Annotated in this window: 15 protein-coding genes; all 15 read left to right on the forward strand. The window is 65.7% G+C overall.

Annotated features, from left to right (window positions below; all coding sequences use genetic code 11):
- Positions 1 to 55: 55 nt before the first annotated feature.
- The 15 genes from ACFRJ9_RS03480 to ACFRJ9_RS03550 all read left to right on the forward strand — a co-directional run bounded on the left by ACFRJ9_RS03480 (position 56) and on the right by ACFRJ9_RS03550 (position 15,637).
- Entirely contained in the window at positions 56 to 985 is a 930-nt protein-coding gene (locus ACFRJ9_RS03480) for a carbohydrate ABC transporter permease (RefSeq protein WP_377664464.1), read from the forward strand.
- Entirely contained in the window at positions 982 to 1,899 is a 918-nt protein-coding gene (locus ACFRJ9_RS03485) for a carbohydrate ABC transporter permease (RefSeq protein ID WP_377664466.1), read from the forward strand. Before ACFRJ9_RS03480 ends, ACFRJ9_RS03485 begins: the two co-directional genes overlap by 4 nt.
- Positions 1,896 to 2,909, forward strand: coding sequence for a hydroxyacid dehydrogenase (locus tag ACFRJ9_RS03490; RefSeq protein WP_377664468.1), 1,014 nt, complete (start codon positions 1,896 to 1,898; stop codon positions 2,907 to 2,909). The genes ACFRJ9_RS03485 and ACFRJ9_RS03490 overlap by 4 nt, the downstream gene beginning before the upstream one ends.
- A 214-nt stretch (positions 2,910 to 3,123) precedes the next feature.
- Positions 3,124 to 3,777 (forward strand): hypothetical protein, encoded by a 654-nt coding sequence (locus tag ACFRJ9_RS03495; protein ID WP_377664471.1) that lies wholly within the window; start codon positions 3,124 to 3,126, stop codon positions 3,775 to 3,777.
- A gap of 41 nt (positions 3,778 to 3,818) precedes the next feature.
- Complete coding sequence (locus ACFRJ9_RS03500) at positions 3,819 to 5,114, forward strand: phage tail sheath family protein (RefSeq protein ID WP_377664473.1); 1,296 nt, start codon at positions 3,819 to 3,821, stop codon at positions 5,112 to 5,114.
- 1 nt (position 5,115) lies between these two features.
- Positions 5,116 to 5,595 (forward strand): phage tail protein, encoded by a 480-nt coding sequence (locus ACFRJ9_RS03505; RefSeq protein ID WP_159708998.1) that lies wholly within the window; start codon positions 5,116 to 5,118, stop codon positions 5,593 to 5,595.
- 1,082 nt (positions 5,596 to 6,677) lie between these two features.
- A complete protein-coding gene (locus ACFRJ9_RS03510; protein WP_377664475.1) occupies positions 6,678 to 7,436 on the forward strand; it encodes a hypothetical protein in 759 nt (252 codons plus the stop codon).
- Positions 7,433 to 8,953: a phage baseplate assembly protein V gene (locus tag ACFRJ9_RS03515; RefSeq protein WP_377664477.1), complete on the forward strand. Its 1,521-nt coding sequence runs from the start codon at positions 7,433 to 7,435 to the stop codon at positions 8,951 to 8,953. The genes ACFRJ9_RS03510 and ACFRJ9_RS03515 overlap by 4 nt, the downstream gene beginning before the upstream one ends.
- Before the next feature lie 2 nt (positions 8,954 to 8,955).
- Entirely contained in the window at positions 8,956 to 9,294 is a 339-nt protein-coding gene (locus tag ACFRJ9_RS03520; protein WP_377664479.1) for a hypothetical protein, read from the forward strand.
- On the forward strand, positions 9,291 to 9,725 hold the full coding sequence (locus ACFRJ9_RS03525; protein ID WP_377664481.1) for a GPW/gp25 family protein: 435 nt from the start codon (positions 9,291 to 9,293) through the stop codon (positions 9,723 to 9,725). Before ACFRJ9_RS03520 ends, ACFRJ9_RS03525 begins: the two co-directional genes overlap by 4 nt.
- Positions 9,722 to 12,337 (forward strand): baseplate J/gp47 family protein, encoded by a 2,616-nt coding sequence (locus tag ACFRJ9_RS03530; protein ID WP_377664483.1) that lies wholly within the window; start codon positions 9,722 to 9,724, stop codon positions 12,335 to 12,337. The genes ACFRJ9_RS03525 and ACFRJ9_RS03530 overlap by 4 nt, the downstream gene beginning before the upstream one ends.
- On the forward strand, positions 12,330 to 12,866 hold the full coding sequence (locus ACFRJ9_RS03535; RefSeq protein ID WP_377664485.1) for a phage tail protein: 537 nt from the start codon (positions 12,330 to 12,332) through the stop codon (positions 12,864 to 12,866). Before ACFRJ9_RS03530 ends, ACFRJ9_RS03535 begins: the two co-directional genes overlap by 8 nt.
- Positions 12,859 to 13,335, forward strand: coding sequence for a hypothetical protein (locus tag ACFRJ9_RS03540; protein ID WP_377664487.1), 477 nt, complete (start codon positions 12,859 to 12,861; stop codon positions 13,333 to 13,335). Before ACFRJ9_RS03535 ends, ACFRJ9_RS03540 begins: the two co-directional genes overlap by 8 nt.
- A gap of 54 nt (positions 13,336 to 13,389) precedes the next feature.
- Positions 13,390 to 14,325: a PASTA domain-containing protein gene (locus ACFRJ9_RS03545; RefSeq protein WP_377664489.1), complete on the forward strand. Its 936-nt coding sequence runs from the start codon at positions 13,390 to 13,392 to the stop codon at positions 14,323 to 14,325.
- Between the two features lie 43 nt (positions 14,326 to 14,368).
- Positions 14,369 to 15,637: a pyridoxal phosphate-dependent aminotransferase gene (locus tag ACFRJ9_RS03550; RefSeq protein ID WP_377664491.1), complete on the forward strand. Its 1,269-nt coding sequence runs from the start codon at positions 14,369 to 14,371 to the stop codon at positions 15,635 to 15,637.
- Positions 15,638 to 15,658: the final 21 nt, after the last annotated feature.

The following is a 15,658-nucleotide window of genomic DNA, read 5'->3' on the forward strand; positions in this document are numbered from 1 at the left end:
AAGCCAGCCGCCGGGGGCCCCGGAAACCAGGCCCCCAGCCAGTCAGGAGAACCCCATGGCCACCCAGGCCCTCACCCCCGTGCGCCGCGAAGGCCGCGCCAAGGCAGGAACCGGCGGACGGACCGCCGCCCTCTTCCTGGTCCCCTTCTTTTCCGTCTTTGCGCTCGCGATGATCGCGCCGGTGGTGTATTCGCTGGTGCTCAGCTTCCACTCGCAGCAAAAATCCGGCCTGGGCTTCGGCGAAGCCAAGACCGTGTTCGTGGGAATCGAAAACTATGTGCAGGTCTTCCAATCAGAAACCTTCATGGAAGGCATCGGTAGGCTAGGCCTGTACTGCCTGATCTACATCCCTTGCATGGTGGGCGGCGCTGTGGTGTTCGCCCTCCTGCTGGATGCCACCGTGGCGAAGGCCCGCAAGTTGTTCCAGCTGCTGGTCTTCCTGCCGCACGCGGTGCCCGGCGTCATTGCGGCACTGATCTGGGCCTACCTCTACACACCCGGCCTCAGCCCCCTGGTCCAGGCGCTCCAGGGCGGTGGCATCCAGATCAATTTCCTGGACGCACACCTGGTGCTGCCGTCCATTGTGAACATCGGCGTCTGGGAGTGGACCGGTTACAACGTCATCATCCTGTTCACCGCCTTGCAGGCAGTCCCGCGGGAGATCCTGGAAGCGGCCCGGGTGGATGGTGCCGGCGAAATCCGCGCAGCTCTCAGTATCAAGTTCCCACTGATCCTGCCCGCGCTGAGCGTGATCATGCTGTTCACCATTATCGGAACGCTTCAGCTCTTCACTGAACCGAACATCATTTCCAAGGCCACGGCCTCCGTGACCAGCACCTGGGTTCCGAACCTGTGGGCCTACGATGCCGCCTTCATCCGGCACAACCTTAACCAGGCGGCCGCTGCCTCGATCATCATTGCCGGCCTGGCAGCCATCCTGTCCCTGGTCGTCACCCGCCTCAGCTCCAGGATGAACAAATCATGAGCACCTCAACACTTTCCCGCCCCCGCACAAGCCCGGACAAGACGGCTCCCCGCCGCCCGCGCCCAGCCCGCAACAGCAACAGTGGCTTCGCCAGCAAGCTCACCGTCAATGGACTCCTGATCCTGGGATCCGCCTACATGGTGGTGCCTGTCTTGTGGTTGGTCTTCGCCTCCACCAAGAACGCGGCCGACCTCTACGGCACCAGCGCCTACGCCTTTGGCGATTTCTCCCTGTTCGACAACATCGCGGCAGTGGCAACCCAGGACAGCGGCCTGTTCTTCCGTTGGCTGGGCAACTCTGTGCTGTACGCAGGTTTCGGTGCGGTCTTCGGCGGGCTTATCTCCGTCATGGCCGGATACGCGTTCGACAAGTTCCAGTTCCGCGGCAAGGACTCGTTCTTCGGCTTCGTGCTGGTGGGTGTCCTGATTCCCAACACGGCCACGGTGTTGCCGATGTACCTCCTGGCCTCCGTCTTCGGCATCACCAACACCATGTGGGCCATCCTCATCCCGGTACTTTGCAACCCCTTCGGCGTGTACCTTGCCAGGGTCTACTCCTCGTCGTACGTCCCGGCGGAAACCCTCGAGGCAGCCCGCATGGACGGGGCAGGGCCCATCCGGTCCTTCTTCTCCCTGGGCCTGCCCATGATGATGCCCGGCTACGTCACCATCGCCCTGTTCCAGTTCGTGGGCGTCTGGAACAACTTCATGCTCCCCTTGGTGATGCTCCAAGACCAGCAACTCCTGCCCGTCAGCGTCGGCATCTCCATCTGGCAGGGCTACTCCATCCCCCAGCCCGAATTCACACCCATGGTCATCACAGGATCCCTGCTCTCAATCATTCCGCTGCTGCTGGCGTTCATCATGCTCCAGCGCTTCTGGAAGTCCGGACTAACAGCAGGGAGCGTCAAGTGACCACACACCAACTAAACGTCGCACTCGCCATGGGTCCCGGCGTCGTCTCCCGGGTCTTCCCGCCGCGTCGGCTTGAGGCGCTGGCGCCTGAACTACGGCTGGTGAGCCCGGATCCGATGGAGGACTTCACCTCGCCCCGCTCACTGGCGCTGCTCTCGGAGGCGGACATCCTCATCACTGGCTGGGGCTGCCCGGTCATCGACGACGCTGTCCTCGACGCAGCACCGAACCTGCGCCACATCCTGCACGCCGGAGGAACAGTGAAGCACCACGTCACGGTGGCCTGCTGGGAACGCGGGATCCAGATCAGCACCGCGGCAGACGCGAACGCCATACCCGTTGCCGAGTACACGGTGGCCATGATCCTGCTGGCCAACAAGCGGGTCCTGCAGCTTGCCCGGCAACTTCACACGGAAAAGACCGAGATCGAGCCGGACCACGTATTCCCGGACATGGGTAACTTCGGCAAGCGCGTGGGAATCATCGGTGCCTCGAGGATCGGCAAGCACGTCATCCGCCTTTTGAAGGCCTACGACGTCGAGATCGTCGTCTCTGATCCCTTCCTGGACCATGCGGCGGCAGCCGTGCTCGGCGTCGACCCCGTCAGCCTGGAAGAGCTCGTGGCGAGCTGCGACGTCGTAAGCCTCCACGCGCCGTCGCTCCCGTCCACGTACAACATGATCCACGAACGGCTGGTGGCGAGCCTCAAGCCGGGCGCCACCTTCATCAACACCGCGCGTGGTGAATTGGTGGACCAGGACGCGTTGCTTCGGCGGATCGAACAGGGTGACCTTTACGCGATCCTGGACGTCACCACCCCCTGGGTCCTCCCGGCGGACTCGGGGTTCTACACCCATCCGAACGTGCTGCTGACCCCGCATTTGGCTGGTTCGCTCGGGATGGAGCTGGAACGCATGGCCGTCAGCACCATTGACGAAGCAGTGCGGATTTCGCGGGGAGAACCTCTCCTCCACAGGCTCCACGCCGCGGACCTCGCCTTCACGGCCTAATCGGCCTAACTAGCTGGCAGTAGTGGTTGTATGGGTGGCTCAGAACAACCACTATTGCCAGCCACTTGGATACTCACCGTCTGAGCCGCTTGGCCGCCTCTCAATCGAATGGAGTTACCCCTGTTTCCCCAGTGACTCCGGGCAACAGCGGGAGTAACCTAGTCCCAGTTGCATTTATGGATCACTGTCCAGCTGGGGTTCTGCCGTGGGCTATGTGCGTTCGTCGCTATCTGACCTTCTTGGGGTACTTTCCGACGCCGTCGCTCCCCAACGCGTCCGGTTCGACGACGACTCCCCCGACGACGGCGACGCACCACAAGACGCCCCGGTCATAGTCCGTGCCGTGACCCTGAACCGCGTGGGCCGGTCCCGGCGCGACGGCCCCGTGCTGGACCTTGAACTGAGGGTGGCCGTGGAATGTCACGGCCCGCAGCAGCTGGACACTATGGAGCAGTTGCTGCTCTCCGTGGAGCGGCACAGCCAATACTCCATTGTCTCCAGCGGCGAATTCCGACCCGAAGAATACTCCGGCGCTATCCGGCAAGGACTGGGTTTCCTGATCCGCATCCCCGTGGCCCTGCGCTTTGAGGAACCCTCGGGTCCGCCCGTCCTGGAGCCCCTCATCGCCAAGACCGGCGTTGCCCGCCATATCCACGGACGCCTGGTGGACATCCACAACAAAGGCATCCCCGACGCCTACATCCACGCCCATTCCTCCGCCACGGCCGTTGTCAGTGATGCGACCGGTCATTTTGAGGTCCTGGCCTCGGCGGACGAACTCCAGCATTTCGCCGTAGCAGTACGCGGCACCGAACGGGAAGTTTCGGCCAGCACCAGCAGCCTGCCGGTCATCATCCGGTGGACCTGAGCAGCCCGCGCACAGCGCGCAGGTAGAAAAGGGAGCGCATCATGGCGAACTATCAGGCGCCAGGCGTGTATGTACAGGAAGTGCCCAGCGGCGCACGTGCGATCGGGCAGGTCAACACCAGCATTGCCGGCTTCGTGGGCGTAGCTCCGGACCCGGATGCGCTGGTGGACGAACTCCGGGTACTGGACAACTGGACCCAGTTCGTGGACCAATACGTCGGCAACGCGACAGCGGGCACACCGCTTTCGAACGCTGTTTACGGCTTCTTCTCCAACGGAGGAAGCCGTTGCTATGTGGTGAACATCGGCCCCGACGGGAGCCTCACGGGCACCGCCGCCAAACCCACCGGACTCACGCTTTTCGACGCCGTGGACGACATCTCCATGGTGGCCGCTCCCGGGTTCGCCACAGCCGAAGCCTATGCGGCCCTTCAGGCGCACGTGGAGCATCCGCTGCGCCAGGACCGCATGGCCATCATGGACACCGTGGAAAAGGTGGACGACGTCGGGGCACTCACCCGCGCGGCGACGTCGGGCGTACCGGAAGGCGCCCGCGCCCCAGAACCAGAGGACAGCACGACGCCGGACGCCGAGTCGGAGGACGACGCTGAAGACACCGGAGACTCGCCCGGGACTCCGGACGCAGAAGCCGGTGAACAGCAGGATCTAGGTGCCCCGCAATCACCCGGCGGGTACACGGCCCTGTACTACCCGTGGATCGTGGTGATCGATCCTGTGTCCGGCAAGAAGGTGACCCAACCGCCGTCGGGCCATATTGCCGGGGTGTGGGCGCGTGTCGATGCCACCAGAGGCGTCCACAAGGCGCCCGCCAACGAGCCCATCCAGGGCGCGATCGACCTGGTACGGCGCGTGAGCCGGGGTGAGCAGGAGGTCCTGAACCCGGCCGGGGTGAACTGCATCCGTTACTTCCCGGGCGAGGGCATCCGGATTTGGGGCGCGCGGACCAAGGCGCCCGAGGCCAGCGAGTACCGGTATGTGAACGTCCGGCGGCTGACCAACATGATTAAGGAATCGGTGGCGGATGGGACGCGCTGGGTGGTGTTCGAGCCCAACGACCACACGCTGTGGAAGTCGATCCGCCGCGACATCGGCGCGTTCCTGACCAACGTGTGGCGGGACGGCGCGCTGCTGGGGACTACTCCTCAACAAGCGTTCTTCGTGAAGTGCGACGAGGAAACCAACCCTCCCGAGGTCCGCGACGCCGGGCAAGTGGTCACGCTGATCGGCATCGCCCCTGTGAAACCGGCCGAGTTCGTGATCTTCAAGCTCATGCAGTCGGCGGACAACACCAGCGAGACAGAGAGCGCAGGAGCCTGACATGACAACCCCAACGCCTGCCGCCCAGCCGGGCAATGTGGTGGACCCGTACCGGGCCTACAACTTCAAACTGGTCATCCAAGGCGTCGTCCAAGGCCATTTCACCAAGGTGGAAGGCCTCGGCTTGAAGATCGACCGTATCCTCTACCGTTCCGGCGGCGAAAACAGTACCGTCCGCGTCATCCCGGGGCAGGTGGAATACACGCCCGTGACCCTGAAGTACGGGCTCACCGATTCCACCGAAATGCTCCAATGGCTCTTCAAGGCCGTGGACGGCAAGGTGGAGCGGCGCAACGTGTCCATCGCGATGCTCAACGATGCCGGGTCAGTGGAAGTCCGGCGCTGGAACCTGCTGGGAGCCTGGCCCTGCGACTGGTTCGGGGCACCGCTGGACGCCCTGGGCAAGGACCTCGCCATCGAATCCCTGAGCATCGCCTACGACCGCCTGGAGCTCGACGATGCCCGCGCTCCCGTCGCCTGAGTTTTCATGGAGGCGGGCCGCCGCGCGGCGGTTGCGGGATGTGGCCCGGTGGCTTGAAGCTGGGCCGTCGGCCGCACGTGCGCCTGGCCCGGTCCCCGACGCGATGCCGGGTTCACCTGAACGCACGACGGCGGTGCGCGGCTTTGATCTCGACGGCGCACCCGAGCACTGGGTCCAGTTGCTGCGCGACGCCAGGTTGGCCCCGCCTGATGCGGTTCCCGGTGGGCGCATGCGTGCTCGTTTCCCCCGCGTTGTGAGGCCCGCTCTGCGTGTTCTCGCTCGTCCTTGGCGCGCAAACCAGGCCCCGCAACCGACGCCCAGGCTCAACCTCCGCCTATCCGCCCCCGCTCCCCTTCCCGCGCCCGCTGTGAGGCCCACTCTGCGTGCTCTCACACATCCTTGGCGCGCAAACCAGGCCCCACAAGCGACGCCCAGATTGAAGCTCCGCCCGGCCCTGCCGACGCCCCCGACGCGCCGGGTAGGGCCGGGAGCATCTGGAGGGCCCGCTTTGCCGGTAGGGCCTGCCTTGCCGGGGGAACAACCCGTTGCGGGGCCCGATCTGCGTGTTCCGGACCGTCCTTGGGGCGCAGACCAGGCCCCACATCGTGTTCCGGTGCTGTGGATCCGCCCGGTCCAGTCAGGGAAGCCCCCGAACACTCCGGTTGTGGGGCCCACTCTGCGCGCTTCGGGGCCCACAGAGGACGCAAAGCAGGCCCCACAACGCACACCCCCACAACTTGCCAGGCCCACTCTGCGCGCTTCGGGGCCCACAGAGGACGCAAAGCAGGCCTCACAACGCACACCCCCGGTTGCCAGGCCCACTCTGCGCGCTTCGGGGCCCACAGGGGACGCAAAGCAGGCCCCGCAACGCACCCAGCACCAACCCCAGCCCCAACCCCAACCCCAACCCCAAGCGCACCCGGGCACCCCCGCGCCGCATGAACCCGCCCCCTCGCTCACCGGGACCTGGCCCGAACTCACGCCCCGGCCCGCGCCCGTGATCCAGCCAGCCACGGCCACGGCGCTCGCCCACGCCGTAGACCGCCAAACCCGCCTCCACAACGAACAGTTGGCGGTCTGACATGGAACGCGTCGCCTTCCTGATCGAGGACACCGGGGAACACCTCGGCTGCCTCCTCAACCCGGAAACCGTGGTGATGCAGCGCTCGGCGGGTGTCGAGCCACGGAGATCGGCGGGCGGCAAACTCAGCGGCAGCGGATTGGCTGACGATCCCCTGCTCTTCACGGGCGGCGGCCACACGGAGTTACGGCTGGATCTGTTGTTCGACGTCGACCTCGCGCCGGCGTCGCTCCATGTGCAGGACGTTCGTCAAATGACCCGGCCCATCTGGGCCTTGGCTGAAAACAGTGCCGAGGTGGAGCGGCAGCGCCGGCCGCCGTCGGTCAGGTTTGTGTGGGGCCGGGCGTGGAACGTGCCGGGGATCGTGACGGAAGTGGCCGAGCGCTTCGACCGTTTCTCACCCGACGGCTCACCGCTGCGCTCGTGGATGCGCATGGTGTTCGTGCGCGTGGGCCAGGCCGCCGACGAGGAAGGCGGCGAGAACTACGAACTCGCCCAGCGCCTTCCCTCAGTGGACCTCACCGCACCGCCCGTGGACACGTTGCCGGTGACCGGCGACGGCAGTACGGACAGGGACGCGCCCATGTACGACGACGGCGAGTTCCTTCCCGAGGTCCCGCCGGCTGAGCTGGGGCGACTGTCCGTTGAAGCCTTCGGAACCCCGCTGCTGTGGAAGCTGCTCCTGGAGTACAACAACATCGACGATCCCGCGCATTTCAACGGACCACTCGCTGTTCCGCCCGTAGGTGACACACCATGAGGCAACTCCAGGGCCTTCCCGAACTCATCGTCACCCTCGGCAGGAGGAGGCTGACCACGGCGGAAACCGCGGCGATCGTCTCCGTCAACGTGCTCGGCTCACTCGCACGCCCGGCCCAATGCCTGATCAACTGGCGCCCTGGCCCCGGAAGGACGGCAGCAGCCCGGGGCGGTGTGGATCCGGCCCCCGGCGACGCCTTGAGGGTGGAACTCGGCGGCCAGCGGACACCACTGTTCGTGGGCGAGGTGACCGTGGTGGAGTACAGCTACGGGGCGGACCTGGGCCAGGAAATCAGGGTCCGCGCCTACGATGCCCTGCACCGCCTGCGGAAGCGCCAATTCACCAGGCTCCACCAGGACGTGGACCTGGCCGGGCTCGCCCGGACGCTCTGCGAAGGCACCGGGCTGGACGTGGTAGGTGGCGGCGACCGGTTGGGCGAGGTCTACCAATGCGCGCGCACGGACCTCAGCCTGTTGGTGGAGCAAAGCGCGCGCGTTGGGGCCTACCCCGTGGTGCACGATGGCGCCCTGCGGCTCACCGGACTCGACGGCGAAGGCGAACCTTTGGAGCTAACGCTGGGGGCATCTCTTCATTCGGCAGAGATCGAACTCAGCCAGGAACCGGCCTATGCGAGCGCTAAGACCAACGGCTGGCGCAGCGAGGACGCCTCCACCCACCAGGCCGGAACATCGAGCAGCGATGCCAAAGCCCAGGTCACAGCAGATCCAACCCTGGCAAGCGTGGGCGCCGGAGGTGAACTCAGACGGGACAACGAGGTCCTTGACTCCACGGCGCTCGCCGACGGCTTGGCCAAGGCGGAACTGGATACGAGGATCGCGGGACAGGTCACGGCAGTGTTCGTAGCGGAGGGTAATCCCCGGCTCAGGGCCGGAGGCAGGGTGCGGATCAAGGGCGTCGCACCGTCCATCGAGGGAACTTACGTGATCGCGAGCGCCGCGCACCGATTGGACGGGACCGGCTACGAAACCACCCTGACCACCCGCCCGCCGAGCCCGGTCCCGGAGCGGAGGGCGGACGTGTTTACGCTCGGGACAGTCACCGATGTTGACGATCCCGATGCCCGCGGCCGCGCCCGGGTCAGGCTTCCGGCCTACCCCGATCTCACAACCAACTGGGCCCCCGTCCTGACGGCAGCTGCGGGTCCGGGCAAAGGGCTCGTGGTTCCTCCGGCCCCGGGCGATCACGTGCTGGTGCTCCTTCCGGCCTCGGACCCTGCCCAGGCCATCATTCTGGGTGGCCTGTATGGCAGCGAACAGCCACCGGACCACGGAGTGGGCACGCCCCGGGACAGCCGCTACACCTTCCGCACCGCGGACGGTCAACAGATCATGCTCGACGGCGGTGCCCGCACCGTCAGCTTCACGGACGGGCACGGCTCTTCCGTGGAGCTGGGGCCGAACAAGCTCCGCATCACCGCAGCCACGGACCTGGTGATTGAGGCCCCCGGCAAGGCCATGAAAATCCGCGCGAAATCCGTCGACTTCGAGGAGGCTTAGGAATGAGGATCCTCGTCAAGGAAGCTATCCTGCGGTGCGGGCACGACGGCAAGGTGGAGAACGTACCGTCGCAGGAATGGGTCCGCATCAAGGAGTCCCCCATCCTCGTTGCCACCGACCCCCAAGGTCGGGACATCAGCATGTGTCCCCACATCGGCATCAACATCAAACCCTGCAACAAGACCCTCCCTGTCACCAAGGGCTACTCGACGTTCATCAGAATCGGCGGCAAGGCGATGTGCCTTGACACCGTGGAGGGATTCACCGACGGCACCCCTCCCGGCGCGGTCAAGTACACCGTCCGCCGGCCCGGACAAACCCTTGTAGGAGCCGGATCATGAGCACCCCGCGCTACAAATCGGTGGCCTTCATCCACCCGGACTTCGACGCCAGCGCCGGTGTTCCCGGGCTGCGGATCACTCCTGCCGGCAGGCTCGCCACAGTGACGGACGCGGCGTCGGTCCGCCAAGCCCTTCTCCTCCTGCTCAGCACCCGGCCCGGCGAACGCGTCAACCGTCCGACGTATGGCTGCCATTTGTTCCGCCTCGCGTTCGCCCCGGCGGACGACACCACAGCTGGCCTCGCCATCCACTACGTGGCGCGGGCCGTGGAGCAGTGGGAGCGCCGCATCACGGTCCTTTCCCTGGATGCCTCGCGCTCTCCCGAGGACCCGGAAGTCCTGGAAGTTCGGCTGAAGTACCGGGTCCGAACCACCCAACTCGAGGACCAGATCGCCATCGCGTTGCCCGTGGAATCCGGAGGTACGGCATGAGCATCCCTGTGCCCAACCTTGACGATCGCAGTTTCGCTGACTTGGTGGCCGGTGCCCGCGAACGCATCCAACAGCTCGCCCCGGAGTGGACCGACCTCTCTGTCCACGATCCCGGCATCACCATCATCGAGGCCTTCGCGTACCTCACTGACACCCTGATGTACCGGCTCAACCGGGTGCCTGACAAGCTCTACGCCGTGTACTTGAACCTTCTGGGCACCTCGCTCTACCCGCCCAGCACGGCGGAGACCATGCTGGAATTCAGCCGCGCGTCCGCGAGCGACCAGGAGATCCGTATCCCCCGCGGCACCCAGGTCAGCTGCCCACCCGGCGTTCCAGGCGCGCCCCAGCCGGTATTTACGACGACGGCGGCAGCCACTTTGGCGTCCGGCAAGACCAGCGTCCTGGTCCCCGCAGCCGACGTCACCCTGTACGACGCCGTCCTGATTGGTACGGGGACCGGACGACCCGGCCAGAGCCTGGTGATCCCCAACGCGCCCATTGTTTCCGGCGCCGGCTTGGCGATCGCCGTCGAGGTTCCGGCAGGGACACGGCTGAACAGCGGCGAAGCGGTGCTGGTGGACGGGAAGCCGTTCCGGTACTGCCAGGAAGTTGAGGCGTTCGCCGACGCGAGGCCCGGAGAAGTGCCGGTGCGGATCGACCGGAGTGCCGGCGTCGCAATGTTCGCCTGGTGGGACGAGGAGTCCACGGGTCGGACAGACGAAACGCAGGTCCCTGCCCCGGGAGCGGAGGTCCGTGCCTGGTACCGGAGCGGCGGAGGCGCCGGCGGCAACGTGGGAGCAGGCCAGCTCACTGTCCTGCGGTCGCCGGTCCCGGGCGCCAAAGTCACCAATCCGGAGCCCGCCACAGGGGGTCGGGACGGCGAATCGCTGGATAACGCCCTTAGACGCGCCCCACAGGATTTCCAGGCCCGCGACCGCGCCGTGACTGTCCGCGACTACGAGGTCCTGGCCCGGCGCCACGGCGGTGTTGGCCGCGCGCGGGCCTTCACCCGCAAGGACCTCTGGGCGTTCGCCAAGCCGGGCGAAGTGGAGGTTGTGCTGGTGCCTTTCGTCCCCGGCACCCGAGCAGCGGCACAAGAACCGTTGAGGGCCGCGGAACTCGCCGCCCACGCACGCGACGACGTGCGGCGTGAGGTGGAAGAGTATCTACGCAGGCGGTCCACGGTTGGCGCCGAGCCTGTAGTGCGCTGGGGCCTCTACAAGCAGGTGCTGGTGGATGCGCGGATCGTTGTCCGTCCCGATGAGGATGCCGAGGCCGTGAAGTCCCGGATCGTGGGCCGCCTGTCTGAAGGGATCAGTCCGCTGAGTCCGGATTCTTCGAGCTACGGCTCGGGTTTCGGCAAGCCGCTCCGGGTCTCCAACCTCTACCGGGCCATGGAGGAAGCCGAGCCTGGAGTGCAGTACGTGGACCGCGTCCGGCTGGAAGTGGACAAGGTCCCGGACACGGACGCCATGGCCCTGGTGCAGGCCGAAGGCCAGGACAACACGTGGTTCGTGGCGCAGGACGGCACGCTGTTCCGCACCACCAACGCCGCCGATGGCTGGGAAGCCTGCGCCGAGTTCGGGGATTCTTCCAGCGATACCGACGCCGAAGAAACTGTCCGTGCCATTGCACCGTTCCGCTCGCCTGCACCTGGCCGCGCCGGTCCCGAGAGGCACCCCGGCATGGTGGCCGTCAGCACCGTCATGGGCACCGGCTCGCGCATTTACATCAGCGAGGACCTCGGAGAATCCTGGCGCAAGGCAGCCGAGCTGGGTTTCGTCGTCGCCGATTTGTGCTGGGTGGACCGGCAAGGCGAGCCGTTGTTGCTGCTTGCCGGCGAGCGCGGGCTCTACGAACTCCCCGTGAGCCCTGGGGCAATCCCGGTCCAAAACGTGGTGGACACCTCGCAGCCCGACCGTGGCTTCTATGCCGTCGACGCCTTGGTGGACATCCGCGGGAGGACAGGCGTGGTGGTGGCGGCCGAGGCGTCTGCCGGCGTTTGGCTCTCCCCCGATGCCGGGACCGCCGGCAGCTTCACGCAGGTGAAGGCGGCCGGGGAGGACATCCGTTGCCTGACGGTCCAGTACGACGGCGGCGCGAGCTACGTGTGGTTGGGCCGTGCCGTTCCGGAGGGTACCGGGACGGGATGCCTGCGGCTGAAGATCGACGAACTGGGCCGCGCGGAACTTGACGAGTCCGTCATGAATTCGTGGGAACAGTTCAGTGCGGGCTGGACCGGTGGCAGTTGCTGGGGCGTCCACGTGATGGGCAACGCCGCCTATGCGGCAACACAAAGCGGCGGTGTGCTGCGCTTGCAGCTTGGCCAGGCGTCGGCGCAATGGAGCGTGCCGGACGTGAACTGCAACCTTCCTTTGCGGGACCGGACCAGGTTCGAGCCCGTCCGTGCGGTATCCGGGGCCATCCTGCCCGATGGGAAGGCTTTGGTCCTGGCTGCGGGCCCCAAGGGGATCTACCGCAGCAGGGACAACGCCGTGAAGTGGGAAAGCTGCACGCGTCGGGTAGTTGACGATGTTGTGACCCTGCCTGATACCTGGCTTTTCTGCTCCGGCGACCACAGGATCGAGGTGGTCCACGGCAATGGCTGAGCCGTCACCTTCGCTGGAGTCCAAGCTCCTTAAAGTGCTGCCAGAGGTGTTCCAGGTGGCCGCCGATACCAGCGCCCCGATGCAAGCCCTGCTCGCCGTGGCCGAGGACATGCACCAGCCCGTCCGGCGGGTCTTGGACCGCCTCCATACCGTTCCCGATCCGGGGCGCGCGCCGTCGTCGTTGGTTCCCTTCCTGACCCGCTGGGTTGATTTGGATTGGCTGACGCTCCCCGGGGCGGAGGGGGCTGCCGGAGGTTCCGGGGTGCTGCCCATCGCCCGGCAGCGTGACCTGATTGCCGCCGCGGCGCAGCTTTCGGCCCGAAGAGGGACCGTGGACGGGCTCACCCGCTTCCTGCACCTGGCCACGGGAGTCCCGGGGTTCGACGTCGAATCCGTCCCGGGCGCTTTCCACATCAAAGTACTGGTCCCGGCGGAAGCGGCCGGGCAGTTGGAGTTGGTCCGGCGGATCGTCAAAGGCGTCAAGCCGGCGCACGTCACCGATCAGGTGGAGGTGCGGGCAGATGAATAAGGAGAACCGGACACCCATCCTGGTCGTGATCGCCTGCGGGGTCATCGCACTGCTGGTGCTCGTGTTCGGGGTCAGTTGCGGCGGCGGCAACAACGACGCCGCGGCGGACTGGCAGGGCGGATTCACCGACGCCGGCAAAGGGGCCACGCTCACTGCGGCCGACCTCACGGTAACGGACGGTTCCTGTTCGGCCTCGGATACCCAGTTGGTGGTGACCGGCGCGTGCGTCGTGGAGGTCAAGGAATTCGGTGGGGGCCTGTTCTCCTTCGGCCCACCCACCAAGCGGGCCAGGCTCGTGCCCCAGCAGCCCGTGACGGTTTCCCTGTTCATCCAGGGCACGCGGGCGGAACAGGACTCCGGCCCGGGAAAGACCGTGGACGTTACCTTCGGGACGTCGGGCGGCCAGATGGGCATCGCATGCAGGGTGATTGGCCCTTGCGTCCTGCAGCTCCAGGAAGCCGGAGGCTGAGATGACCCGCCCAACGCCGAAACCACCCACCGCCATCCCAGGAGTTGTTGCGCCATGACCACCATCACCATGACCTTGAGCTCCCCGGATGTCGTCCTCAAGGACGGCAAAGGATCGCTCACGGCGTCCGTCACCAATGGCTCCACGGATCCTGAACGCGTGGTGCTCGGTGCGTTTCCAGGGCAGGTGACCAATCCGCCGTCGAAAACGTACACCACCATCCCCAACCCGCTGCGGACCATCGCCGCCGGGGCCACTGAACAGTACGTGGTCAACTTCGATACCGCGGGCGCGTCCGCGGGCAGCTACCAGGTAAAGCTGATCGCCTACTCCGCCGACGACGCACCCGAGGACTACGCGGACCAGGCCCACGTGGTCACTCTGGCCGTGCCCGCCACGGAAGCACCCAAACCCCCGGCGCCTTTTCCTTGGCTGTGGGTGATCATCGGCGGCGTGGTGCTGCTGGCCGTGGTCGGTGTGATCCTGTTCTTCATTTTCAAGGACGCCAACGTGCCCGATGTGAAGACCAGGCCGGAAGCCGAAGCGGTCAAGATCATCACCGACGCCGGCTTCAAAGTCTCCACCAACCCGACGGAGAGCGGGGAAACAGAGGGCACCGTGGTGAGCCAAACCCCTGCCGGTGGTGAGAAGGCCGGCCGTGGCAGCACGGTCAACCTGCAGATCGCCGAACCCGCAAGGCCCACCGTCCCGGACGTGCTGGGCAAACGGATCGAGGATGCCAAGGCGGCGTTCCAAGCCGCGAAGATCCAATTGGACTTCACCCAAGGATCGCAGTGCTTTGGCTCCGCTTTCGAACCGCTGTTCCGGCCGTGCATCGTGGTGGGTGTGAACCCCGACGTCGGCACCAAGGTCAACGTCAACGCCCTGGTGCTGGTGCGGACCGAGCCAAGGTCCATCATCATCGTCGATCCCCTGCCCAACATTTGCATGACCAATCCACAGTTCTGTGTCCAGAGGCTGCAACCTTGAGACGGTTTTACGTGCCCGGGCCCGCGCCATGAAAAGATCAACCATGCGTCCGATGCAGCACTCCAGCAAACTCCAGAACGTCCGCTACGAACTCCGCGGTCCCATCCTCCAAGCGGCCAAGGCCATGGAGGCCGAGGGGCACCGCATCCTCAAGATGAACCTTGGGGATACAGCGCCGTTCGGGCTGGAGGCGCCTGAGTCCGTGGTGGTGGACATGATCCACCACCTCCGTGGAGCTCAGGGCTACAGCGATTCCAAGGGCATCTTCTCCGCCCGCACCGCCATCTCGCAGTACTACCAAACGCGCGGACTGATGAGCATCGGCGTCGAGGATGTCTTCATCGGCAACGGCGTCAGCGAACTCATTTCCATGACCCTGCAGGCTTTCATGGAGAACGGCGACGAGATCCTTATCCCCGCTCCGGACTACCCGCTCTGGACTGCTGCCGTCACGCTCACCGGCGGCCAGGCCGTGCACTACCTCTGCGATGAGGACGAGAATTGGTGGCCGGACATGGCCGATGTCGAAGCCAAGATCACGCCCCGCACCCGCGGCATTGTGATCATCAACCCGAACAACCCCACGGGCGCCGTGTATCCGCGGCACATCCTGGAGCAGTTCGCCGCGTTGGCCCGGAAGCATGATCTTGTCCTGTTTTCCGATGAGATTTACGAGAAGATCCGCTATGTCGACGCCCCGCACATCCATACCGCAGCCGTGGCGGAGGATGTCTGCGTACTGACGTTCAGCGGGCTTTCCAAGGCGTACCGGATGCCCGGCTACCGGGCGGGTTGGGTTGCGGTGACCGGTCCTTTGACGGCAACTGCTGCCTACCGGGAGTCCTTGGAACTGCTCGCTTCCCTGCGGCTCTGCGCCAATGTTCCAGCCCAGCACGCCATCCAAACCTGCCTTGGCGGGTACCAGAGCATCGAGGCCCTCATCCGTCCCGGTGGCCGGCTCCGCGAGCAGCGCGATTTGGCTTGGAAGCTCCTCACGGCCATTCCGGGTGTGTCGTGTGTCCCCGCAGCGGGCGCCATGTACCTGTTTCCTCGGCTGGATCCGGAGATCTACCCGATTGCCTCGGATGAGAAGTTCGTGCTCCAACTCCTGCAGGAACAGAAAATCCTGGTCTCCCACGGAACAGCCTTCAACTGGCCCACGCCTGACCACTTCCGCTTCGTGATCCTGCCCGCCGTGGGCGACATCGAAGAGGCAGTGCGCCGCATCGGCCATTTCCTTGCTGCGTACCGGAACCGCCCGCTGGACGCACCTGTCACACTTCCGGCGTCCCTTCCGACATCCCTGATGTAAGGCTCCATCACTGAAGGGAAA

The organism is Paenarthrobacter sp. NPDC056912, from assembly GCF_042786555.1.
GTDB lineage: Bacteria > Actinomycetota > Actinomycetes > Actinomycetales > Micrococcaceae > Arthrobacter.